Source organism: Pseudoxanthomonas jiangsuensis (assembly GCF_010093185.1).
GTDB lineage: Bacteria > Pseudomonadota > Gammaproteobacteria > Xanthomonadales > Xanthomonadaceae > Pseudoxanthomonas > Pseudoxanthomonas jiangsuensis.
This window is the reverse complement of sequence record NZ_PDWL01000045.1, coordinates 1-9,335: the sequence shown is the minus strand read 5'-3', so window position 1 is coordinate 9,335 and position 9,335 is coordinate 1. Positions and strand designations below refer to the sequence as shown.

The following is a 9,335-nucleotide window of genomic DNA, read 5'->3' as shown; positions in this document are numbered from 1 at the left end:
GGTCGCGCCGAAGCGCCAGACCGCGTCGTGCAGGCGGCGCGGATCGGCCTGCGCCGGCCGGGTCGGGTCCATGTCCGGGATCACCGAGGTCAGGCCCAGGGCCGGATCGAACAGCGCGAACGGCGGGGAGGGCGGGCGGGCCACCCCGGCCCGCCCGCGTCCCGAACGCGCCCGCGACCTGGACCGGATCGACCGCCACATCCTGCGCATCCTCCAGGCCGAAGGCCGGATCTCCTTCACCGAGCTGGGCGAGCGGGTCGGGCTGTCGACCACGCCCTGCACCGAGCGCGTGCGCCGGCTCGAGCGCGACGGCGTGATCGAGGGCTACTACGCCCGGCTCAATCCGCAGCACCTCAAGGCCGGCCTGCTGGTCTTCGTGGAGATCAGCCTGGCCTACAAGTCCGGCGACATCTTCGAGGAATTCCGGCGCGCGGCGCTGAAGCTGCCCAACGTGCTCGAGTGCCACCTGATGTCGGGCGACTTCGACTACCTGATCAAGGCCCGGATCTCGGAGATGGCCTCCTACCGCAAGCTGCTGGGCAGCAGCCTGCTGACCCTGCCGCACGTGCGCGAGTCCAAGAGCTACATCGTGATGGAGGAGGTCAAGGAGACGCTGGCGCTGGCGATCCCGGATTGAAGGGTCCTATCGTCCCGGCGCAGGCCGGGACCCAGCGGCTTTGATCCGTTACCCGCCAACGCCGCACAGCGGAAGGCGCTGGGTCCCGGCCTGCGCCGGGACGACGGCATTCACTCCGCCCAGCGCACCGCCGAGGCGGTCTTCGGCAGGACCTGCGCGCTCAGCGGCCGGTCCTGCTGCAGCAGGTCGATGGCGTTGGCCAGGATCGCCGCCGACTCGCGCTGCAGCGGGTCGGGACGCTTCTCGGCGGCCTTCTCGCGCGCGGCGTCCTTGACCACGTCGCGCTCGTTGGCGGTCAGGCCGTCGTCGGTCTCCTCGGCCAGCGGGTCCAGGTCCAGGCCCTTCTCGCGGCGGATCGCCTGGCGCTCCTTGCGCTGGGCCTCCTGGCGGTCGCGCTCGGCGCGGCGCTCGGCCTCGTTGAGCGACAGGTACTTCTTCGCCGCCTCCTCGCGGTAGCGGGCCACGTCCTCGCTCCACCACTGGAACTCCAGGTCGTCGGCGATGCGCTGCGCGTGCAGGGTCTGCAGCCGCGGCAGCAAAGGCGCGAAGTTGCCGTAGCGCGCGTGCGGCACCGCCGCGATCCGGGTCCACGGCAGGGCGTTGTCGTAGGTGCTCTCGCCGAACTCGTTGGCGTCCACGCTCAGCGGGTAGGCGATGTCCGGGACCACGCCCTTGTGCTGGGTGCTGCCGCCCTCGATCCGGAAGAACTGGGCGATGGTCAGCTTGACCTGGCCGAAGCGCTGGCCCTCGGTGGTCGGCCAGCGGTCCAGGTCGAACAGGTTCTGCACCGTGCCCTTGCCGAAGGTGGTCTCACCGATGATCAGGGCGCGCCCATAGTCCTGCATCGCCCCGGCGAAGATCTCCGAGGCCGAGGCCGAGGCGCGGTTGACCAGCACCGCCAGCGGCCCGTCCCAGGCCACCCCGGCCTGGCGGTCGCTGTTGACGCTGACCCGGCCGCCGGACTCGCGCACCTGCACCACCGGGCCCTGGTCGACGAACAGGCCGGTCAGCTGCACCGCCTCGTCCAGCGAACCGCCGCCGTTGTTGCGCAGGTCCAGGACCACGCCGTCGACGCCGTCCTGCTTGAACTTCGCCAGCAGGTCGGCGACGTCGCGGGTGGCCGAGGTGTAGTCGCTGCCGTTGCGGCGGCGGCCCTCGAAGTCCTGGTAGAAGGTCGGCAGCTCGATCACCCCGATCTTGCGCGCCGGCAGGTCGCCCTGGGCGGGGATGGTGTAGGACTTGCTCTTGGCCGCCTGCTCGGCCAGCTGCACCCGGGCCCGGGTCAGGACCACGGTGCGGTGCTCGCCGTCGATGCCGTTCTCGGCCGGGATGTAGTCCAGCTTGACCTGGGTGTCCTTGGTGCCGCGGATCTTGGCGACCACGTCGTCGATCCGCCAGCCGACCACGTCCTCGACCTGGCCGTTGCGGCCCTGGCCGACGCCGACGATGCGGTCGCCGGCCTTGAGCGTGCCGTCCAGCGCGGCCGGGCCGCCGGGGATGATCTCGCGGATCACGATCACGTCGTCCTGGCGCTGCAGCTGGGCGCCGATGCCCTCCAGCGACAGCGACATGGCCTGGTTGAAGTTCTCGGCGCTGCGCGGGTTGAGGTAGTCGGTGTGCGGGTCGATCGAGGCGGTGTAGCTGTTGAGGAACAGCGAGAACACGTCCTCGCTCTTGAGCTGCTCGACCGAGCGGGCGACCTGCTCGTAGCGCTTGTCCAGGGTCTTGCGGATCTCCGCCGGCTGCTTGCCGGCCAGCTTCAGCCGCAGCCAGTCGTTCATCACCGACTTGCGCCACAGCGCGTCCAGCGCGGCCGCGTCGGCCGCCCACGGCGCCTTCTCGCGGTCGTACTCCCAGCGCTCGCTGCCGCTGAAGTCGAAGTCCTCGCCGAGCAGCTTGCGGGCGTAGGCCACCCGCTGCCCCACCCGCTCGCGGTAGAGCTGGAACATGGCGAAGGCCGGGGCGGCATCGCCTTGGCGCACCGCTTCGGCCATCTGGTGGCGGGCCGGCTCGAACCGGGCCACGTCGGCGGCGGTGAAGAACTGCTTGTTCGGGTCCAGCGCCTCCAGGTAGCGCTTGAAGATGTCGCCGGCCATGGCGTCGTCGGCCGGGCGCGGGCGATAGGCGTAGCGGCTGTCCGAGAGCAGGCCGTAGACCAGCTTGGAGGTGGTGGCCTGCTCGGCGGTGGGCGCGATGGCGACCTGGGCCGGGCCCTCCGAACGCGCCAGCAAAGCGGCCGGGGCGGCGATCAGGAGGGCGGCGGACAGGACGGCGGAGAGTCTGGAATTCATGCGGGGGCTCGAACCGGGTGGGGCCGGGGATGACAGGCTGGGCGCAGACTGTGACCACGGACCAGTGCCGGAAGTTGCCGGCGGCCGGATCCTGGGCGCGTGCGCGGTTCACCGCAGCCTAGCGGCCGCGGCGGTGCGGAAGGTGAACGGAAGCGGCCGTCCGCGCGGGCGGTGCCCGGCGGCCGGGGGACGGGACCGGCGCCGGCGGCGCTCAGGCCGCGACCCCGGCGCCGGCGGCCTGGCGGTCGGCGTGGTAGGACGAGCGCACCATCGGCCCGGAGGCGACGTGGCTGAAGCCCAGGGCGTAGCCGTAGACCTCCAGCGCCTTGTATTCCTCCGGCGTCCAGTAGCGCAGCACCGGATGGTGGTGCGCGGTCGGCTGCAGGTACTGGCCGATGGTGACCATGTCCACGTCGTGCGCGCGCAGGTCGCGCAGGGTGGCCTGGACCTGTTCCAGGGTTTCGCCCAGGCCGAGCATGATCCCGGACTTGGTCGGGATCGACGGATGCCGGGCCTTGAACTGCTGGAGCAGGGTCAGCGACCACTGGTAGTCCGCGCCCGGGCGCACGTTGCGGTACAGGTCCGGGACGGTCTCGATGTTGTGGTTGAACACGTCGGGCGGGTTGGTCGCCAGGATCTCCAGCGCCCGCTCCATCCGGCCCTTGCCGCGGAAGTCGGGGGTCAGGATCTCGATCCGGGTGCCCGGCGCGCGCGCGCGGATGGCGGCGATGCAGTCGACGAAGTGCTGGGCCCCGCCGTCGCGCAGGTCGTCGCGGTCGACGCTGGTGACCACCACGTAGCGCAGGCCCATGTCGGCGACGGTATTGCCGAGGCTGGCCGGCTCGCTGGCGTCCGGCGGCTTGGGCCGGCCGTGGGCGACGTCGCAGAACGAGCAGCGCCGGGTGCAGACCTCGCCCAGGATCATGAAGGTGGCGGTGCCGTGGCCGAAGCACTCATGGATGTTCGGGCAGCTGGCCTCCTCGCACACGGTGACCAGGCGGTTCTCGCGCAGCTTGGCCTTGAGGTTGGCCACGGCATTGCCGGAGGGGATCCGGACCCGGATCCACGAGGGCTTGCGCAGCACCGGCGCGTCGGCGAACTGCACCGGCGAGCGGTTGATCTTGTCGCCGCCGACCTGCTTCACCCCCGCCTGCAGCGGGCCGGTCTCCGGCGGCGCCTGCGCGGCGGCCGGTTCGGACAGGACCTGGAGCGGGATGGTGCGGGGGGCGGGGGCGTTCATGGCGCCCATTGTAGGCCCGGTGCGGGCCGGCTGCCCGGCGGGATCGGTTCCGGCGCTGCAACGCTGGCGGCGGCGGGTGGAACGGCGGGGGGCTGGAGAATGGGGAGATGGCGCAAAAGCGCTGTCTTCGGGCGGGGCCGCCGTGCCTTGGGTCTGCGGTGCACCGCTCGGGCGGGCATCCTGCCCGCAACTCGCGGCCGTTGGCACATCCCTGTGCCACTTGCACCGCAGACCCAAGGCACGGCGGCCTCTGCGGGTTTCGGGTTCACCGCCTTTGGTGCCTCTGCTCTTCCGGCTTTCCTGCCTTTTGTAGGAGCCGGTCTTGCCGGCGACTGCCATGGTGGAGGCGGATGCGTGGAACCGGGGGCCATTGGTGCGTCCGCCTCTATGGTCGCCGGCAAGACCGGCTCCTACAGGGTGGAGCAAGGCAAAGACGCTGGATCCCGGCGTTCGCCGGGACGACGGTGGATAGAAGTCCGGAGCCTTCAGCGTACGGAAGACGCGGCGGACCGGTTGTGTTGGGGCAGCGGCCAGGGATGGCCGCGGTAGCGAGTGCGCACACGGATGTGCGCCCGAGCGGCCACGAGACGGCCGGTTCGCCGCGGCTCAGCACGAAGCCAGCCAGCTCAATGCCTTTGCGGTTGCCGTCGCAGGCTCAGCCGCCCAGGTCCGGCAGTCCCGCCTGAGGTCGCAGTTCCAGCCCGAACTGGCGGGCGACGTGTCGCAGCAGGACCGGCTTGACCGCGTCCATGTCCGAGGGACCGCCCAGGTCCTGCAGCGAGGTCACCTGCAATCCCTGGTAGCCGCAGGGATTGATCCGGTGGAACGGCTCCAGGTCCATGCCGATGTTGAAGCTCAGGCCGTGAAAGGTGCAGCCGCGGCGCACCCGGATGCCCAGCGCGGCGACCTTGGCCGCGCCCACGTACACCCCCGGCGCGCCCTCGCGCCGCTGCCCGCCGACGTTCCACTCGTCCAGAGTGTCGATGATCGCCTGCTCGATCCGGCACACGTACTCGCGCACCCCCACGCCGGTCCGGCGCAGGTCCAGCAGCGGATAGAGCACGATCTGGCCGGGACCGTGATAGGTCACCTGGCCGCCGCGGTCCACGTGCAGCACCGGGATGTCGCCCGGGGCCAGCACGTGCTCGGGCTTGCCGGCCTGGCCCAGGGTGAACACCGGCTCGTGCTCGACCAGCCACAGCTCGTCCGGGGTGTCCTCGCCACGGCGGTCGGTGAAGCGCTGCATCGCCCGCCACACCGGCGCGTAGGGCTGGCGGCCGAGGTCGAAGACCCGGGCCGGCAAGGGCGCGCGCGCGGCCCTTCCCGCGCCGGCGCAGGCCGGCGCCGGGTCGCTCACAGCGTCCACTTCACTTCCGGATGGTCGCGCAGGGCCCGGTGGGCGGCGTCGTACTGCTCGCGGCTGGCGGCGCGGAAGCCGATCCGCACCGACACGTACCTGCCGTTGGACGAGTGCTTCCACTGGATCCGCTCTTCCAGCACCTCCACGCCGGAGGTCGCCAGCAGCTTCGGCAGCTCCGCCTCCAGGCCCTTGTCGGCCAGGCCCATGGCGCTGAGCTCGAAGATCCCGGGGAACTGGAAGCCGTGCTCGGGGTTGTCGGACTTGATCTCCATGCCGGCATTATCGGGGCGAGGGCCGGCGAACCCAAGCGGCGCGGCCGGCCGCCCTGCCCGCAACGCTCCGGTGCAGGCGTGTACGCGCCATCGACGCCGGACTGCGGTTCAATGGCCGCACCCGACGCAAGGACGCCCCCGCATGCCGCGACGCCACCGGACGCACCCGCTCCCGCTCGCCGCCGGCCTTGCGCTGGCGCTGGCGGCCCCCGCCGCGCTGGCGGCCCCGCAGTGCAGCGGCAGCCGCATGGACGAGGCCCCGCCCGCGGTCAACTTCCGGGTCGACAACGACCTGTTCGGCGGCGAGGACCAGGACCAGGGCTACACCAACGGCGCGATGATCACCCTGGTCTCGCCCAATCTGGTCGACTACACCGACGACCCCTGCCTGCCGCGCCTGGCGCGCTGGATCAACGGCTACCTGGAACGCCTGCAGCCCGGCGGCTTCGAGCAGCAGAACATGGTCTTCGGCTTCGGCCAGGGGCTGTTCACCCCCACCGACTTCACCCGCGCCGACCTGGTCGCCGACGACCGCCCCTACGCCGGCGTCCTGCTGGCCAGCTTCGGCTACAACGCGCGCAACGACGGCCACCTGCGCACCACCCAGCTGCAGCTCGGCGTGGTCGGGCCGGCGGCCCTGGGCGAGGAGGTGCAGGACGCGGTCCACGATGCTTTGGGCGACGAGAAATTCCGCGGCTGGGACCACCAGCTGCGCAACGAGCCCCTGCTCGGCCTGGTCCACGAGCGCATGCGCCGCTGGCCGGGCGACGGCAGCGTCAACGCCGACGGCTGGGGCTGGGACGCGATCGGCCACTGGGGCGGCTCGCTGGGCAACTTCGCCACCCACGCCAACGCCGGCATGGAGCTGCGTTTCGGCTGGAAGGTCCCGGACGATTTCGGCAGCACGCCGCTGCGCCCGGCCGGCGAGAACACCGCGCCATCCTCGCGCGGGCGCGGGCGCGGCTGGTCGGCGCACCTGTTCCTGACCAGCGACGCGCGCTGGGTGCTGCGCGACATCACCCTGGACGGCAACACCTTCCGCGACAGCCACAGCGTGGACAAGCGGCCGTTCGTCGGCGAGGTCGGCTACGGCCTGGCGGTGATGCGCGGGCGCTGGAAGTTCGCCCTAGCCCGCTACCACCGCAGCCGCGAGTTCGATGGGCAGAAGGTGGCGCCGGTGTTCGGCAGCTTCACCATCAGCCGGATGCTCTGAGCGGCAGGCTCACGACCGCAGCCGCAGGCAGGAACGACCGCCCGGAAACGCGGAAGGGCGGCCGCCTGGCCGCCCTTCCTGGAGTCGGAACCGGTGCGCGATGCACCGGTTCCCGCAGCCGCGCCGCTTACTTGGCCAGCTCGGTGTTGGTCGAGTTCACCCAGCCCTTGTTGCCGAGTTCGTCCTCCACTTCCCACATCAGCCCTTCCTTGTTGCCGGTCGGGTACAGCAGCATGCCCGGGTCCAGTGAGCGCACCGCCTGGCCGGTGCCCTGGGCGTTGCCCAGCAGGCGCGCGGCCTTGGTCACGCGCAGGGCCTGGGTGACGTTGGCCGCCGAGGCGTTGTCCGGCAGGCCGCCGAGCTGGGCGACGATGTCGGTGTAGGCCTGCAGGTAGGCCAGGGTGATGACCTGGCCGATCTCGGTGTTGGCGTAGCCGCTGACGCCGGCTGCGCCCAGGCCGCTGCCGCCGAACAGGCCGCCACTGGCGCCGAAGCCGATGTCGGTCTTCTTGGCGCTGCCCTCGGCCATGGCCACCTGCTCGGAGGAGCGCACGTCGGTCACGGTCAGGACCACGTCGGCGGTCTTCTTCTTGAAGTTCAGACCGCCGATCAGGGCGCCGGCGTTGCCGCCGACCAGGCCGCCGAGCAGACCGCCGATGGCGTTGCCGCCGGCGTTGCTGTTGGCGCCGATCAGGTCGGGGATCATCACGTAGTCGGCGGCCTTGATCTGGCCCTTGCCGATGTTGGAGCCGCCACGCAGGTCGCCGTCGGCGGCCAGGCCGCGCTCGTACTGGGCGGCGGCCATGCCGGCGCCGCGGTCGACCAGGGTGAAGCAGCGCGACTTGTTGACGAACACCTTGATCAGCCGCGACGGCGCCGGCAGCTGCTGGCCGGTCCACCAGTGGGTCGCGTCCTCCGGCTCGATCACCGAAATGGTGCCCAGCGGCTTGGCGCACACCGGGATCTGCGCCATCTGCTCCTGGCGGCGGTCCTGCGCGCTCTGACGCTGGGCCGCGGCCGGACCCGCGACGGCCACCAGCGCGACCATCATCCCGGCGGCCAGCACCGCCCTTCCCGAATTCCCTTTACGCATGTTCGATATCCCCATCTGTGAAGAATGGTGGCCGGACCCGGCAGCGTTCCCCGGTGAGGGAAGCGGACGCGCCTTCACACCCGTTCGACCATGATAAACCACGGATGAATCCGGCCTGCACGGCCATCGTCACGCAGCAGCCCCCTGTCCAGAACGCGGACAGCCGGCTTGCGGCCGGCTGTCCTTGGGGTTCCAGCGGCGGCGCGGGCCTTCAGTCGGACTCCCACCACATCCAGAACGCATCCCACAGGCGCTTGAAGAAGCCGGCCTCCTCGACCGCGGCGATCGCCACCAGCGGCGCCTGGGCCACGACCTGGCCGTCCAGGGTCACCTTGACCGTGCCCACCGGCTGTCCGGCCGCGATCGGCGCCACCAGCGACTTGGGCACCTCCATCGACGGCTTCAGCTCGGCGTAGCGGCCGCGCGGCACGCTGACCAGCAAAGGCGCTGTCACCCCCAGCTGCGCCTGGTCGGCCTTGCCCTTCCACACCTTCAGCTGCGCCACCGGCTTGCCCGGCTCGTACAGCTTGTGGGTCTCGTAGAAGCGGAAGCCCCAGTTGAGCAGGGCCAGGCTGTCGTCGGCGCGCTGGCGCTCGGAGCCGGCGCCCATCACCACCGCGATCAGGCGCTGGTCGCCGCGCTTGGCCGAACTCATCAGGCAGTAGCCGGCGCCGGAATGGTGGCCGGTCTTGATCCCGTCCACGCTCGGGTCGCGCCACAGCAGCAGGTTGCGGTTGGGCTGGGTGATGCCGTTGACCGTGAACTCCTTGATCGAGTTGTAGGCGTAGGCCTCGGGGTAGTCGCGGATGAAGGCCTGGCCCAGGCGGGCCAGGTCGTGCGCGGTGCTGTAGTGCTCCGGCGCCGACAGGCCATGGGCGTTGACGAAGTGGCTGCCGCCCATGCCGATCCTGGCGGCGTAGCTGTTCATCAGGTCGGCGAACGCCTCCTGGGTGCCGGCCACGTGCTCGGCCAGGGCGATCGCCGCGTCATTGCCGGACTGCACCGCCATGCCCACTTCCATGTCGTGCAGCGGCGCGCGCTGGTTGACCGGGAAACCGCTGAAGCTGCCGTCGGTGCGGGCGCCGCCCTCGCGCCAGGCGCGCTCGCTCATCAGCACCTGGTCCTCGTTCTTCACCTTGCCCGAGGCGATCTCGGCGGCGATCACATAGGAGGTCATGACCTTGGTGATGCTGGCCGGTTCCACCCGGGTGTCGACGTTCTCGCCGGCC

The 9,335-nt window shown here is 71.2% G+C and carries 8 protein-coding genes and 1 pseudogene; 2 read left to right on the top strand and 7 right to left on the bottom strand.

The annotated features are described in order from the left end of the window. Positions 1-175: pseudogene (locus CSC62_RS18310) on the bottom strand (peptide synthase); the annotation flags it as partial. 3 nt (positions 176-178) lie between these two features. Between CSC62_RS18310 and CSC62_RS16890 the strand changes: the two are divergent. Then, complete coding sequence (locus CSC62_RS16890; protein WP_162407848.1) at positions 179-637, top strand: winged helix-turn-helix transcriptional regulator; 459 nt, start codon at positions 179-181, stop codon at positions 635-637. Positions 638-747: 110 nt separating this feature from the next. Here the strand turns inward: CSC62_RS16890 and CSC62_RS16885 are convergent, their stop codons facing one another. From CSC62_RS16885 to CSC62_RS16870, 4 genes are all read right to left on the bottom strand, one after another. Further along, positions 748-2,928, bottom strand: coding sequence for a carboxy terminal-processing peptidase (locus tag CSC62_RS16885; protein ID WP_162407846.1), 2,181 nt, complete (start codon positions 2,926-2,928; stop codon positions 748-750). A 211-nt stretch (positions 2,929-3,139) separates the two neighbouring features. Beyond that, entirely contained in the window at positions 3,140-4,168 is a 1,029-nt protein-coding gene (lipA, locus tag CSC62_RS16880) for a lipoyl synthase (RefSeq protein ID WP_162407845.1), read from the bottom strand. 655 nt (positions 4,169-4,823) lie between these two features. Then, positions 4,824-5,534 (bottom strand): lipoyl(octanoyl) transferase LipB, encoded by a 711-nt coding sequence (gene lipB, locus CSC62_RS16875; protein ID WP_162407844.1) that lies wholly within the window; start codon positions 5,532-5,534, stop codon positions 4,824-4,826. Next, positions 5,522-5,800 carry a DUF493 family protein gene (locus CSC62_RS16870; protein ID WP_162407843.1) on the bottom strand — a complete coding sequence of 93 codons (279 nt, stop codon included), beginning with the start codon at positions 5,798-5,800 and terminating at the stop codon, positions 5,522-5,524. Before CSC62_RS16870 ends, lipB begins: the two co-directional genes overlap by 13 nt. A gap of 142 nt (positions 5,801-5,942) precedes the next feature. Here CSC62_RS16870 and CSC62_RS16865 point away from each other — a divergent pair, with 142 nt between their 5' ends. After that, positions 5,943-7,013, top strand: a complete 1,071-nt coding sequence (locus CSC62_RS16865; protein ID WP_246194523.1) for a lipid A deacylase LpxR family protein — start codon at positions 5,943-5,945, stop codon at positions 7,011-7,013. A 127-nt stretch (positions 7,014-7,140) separates the two neighbouring features. Here the strand turns inward: CSC62_RS16865 and CSC62_RS16860 are convergent, their stop codons facing one another. Both CSC62_RS16860 and CSC62_RS16855 read right to left on the bottom strand, forming a co-directional pair. Continuing rightward, positions 7,141-8,106, bottom strand: a complete 966-nt coding sequence (locus CSC62_RS16860; protein WP_162407842.1) for a CsgG/HfaB family protein — start codon at positions 8,104-8,106, stop codon at positions 7,141-7,143. Positions 8,107-8,317: 211 nt separating this feature from the next. Continuing rightward, on the bottom strand, positions 8,318-9,335 hold a 1,018-nt coding region (locus CSC62_RS16855), incomplete at its 5' end, for a D-alanyl-D-alanine carboxypeptidase family protein (RefSeq protein ID WP_162407841.1).

Coding starts and splice junctions, on each gene's coding strand:
- CSC62_RS16885 (WP_162407846.1), bottom strand. CDS start 2,928: ATGAATTCCAGACTCTCCGCCGTCCTGTCCGCCGCCCTCCTGATCGCC.
- lipA (WP_162407845.1), bottom strand. CDS start 4,168: ATGAACGCCCCCGCCCCCCGCACCATCCCGCTCCAGGTCCTGTCCGAA.
- CSC62_RS16870 (WP_162407843.1), bottom strand. CDS start 5,800: ATGGAGATCAAGTCCGACAACCCCGAGCACGGCTTCCAGTTCCCCGGG.
- CSC62_RS16865 (WP_246194523.1), top strand. CDS start 5,943: ATGCCGCGACGCCACCGGACGCACCCGCTCCCGCTCGCCGCCGGCCTT.
- CSC62_RS16860 (WP_162407842.1), bottom strand. CDS start 8,106: ATGCGTAAAGGGAATTCGGGAAGGGCGGTGCTGGCCGCCGGGATGATG.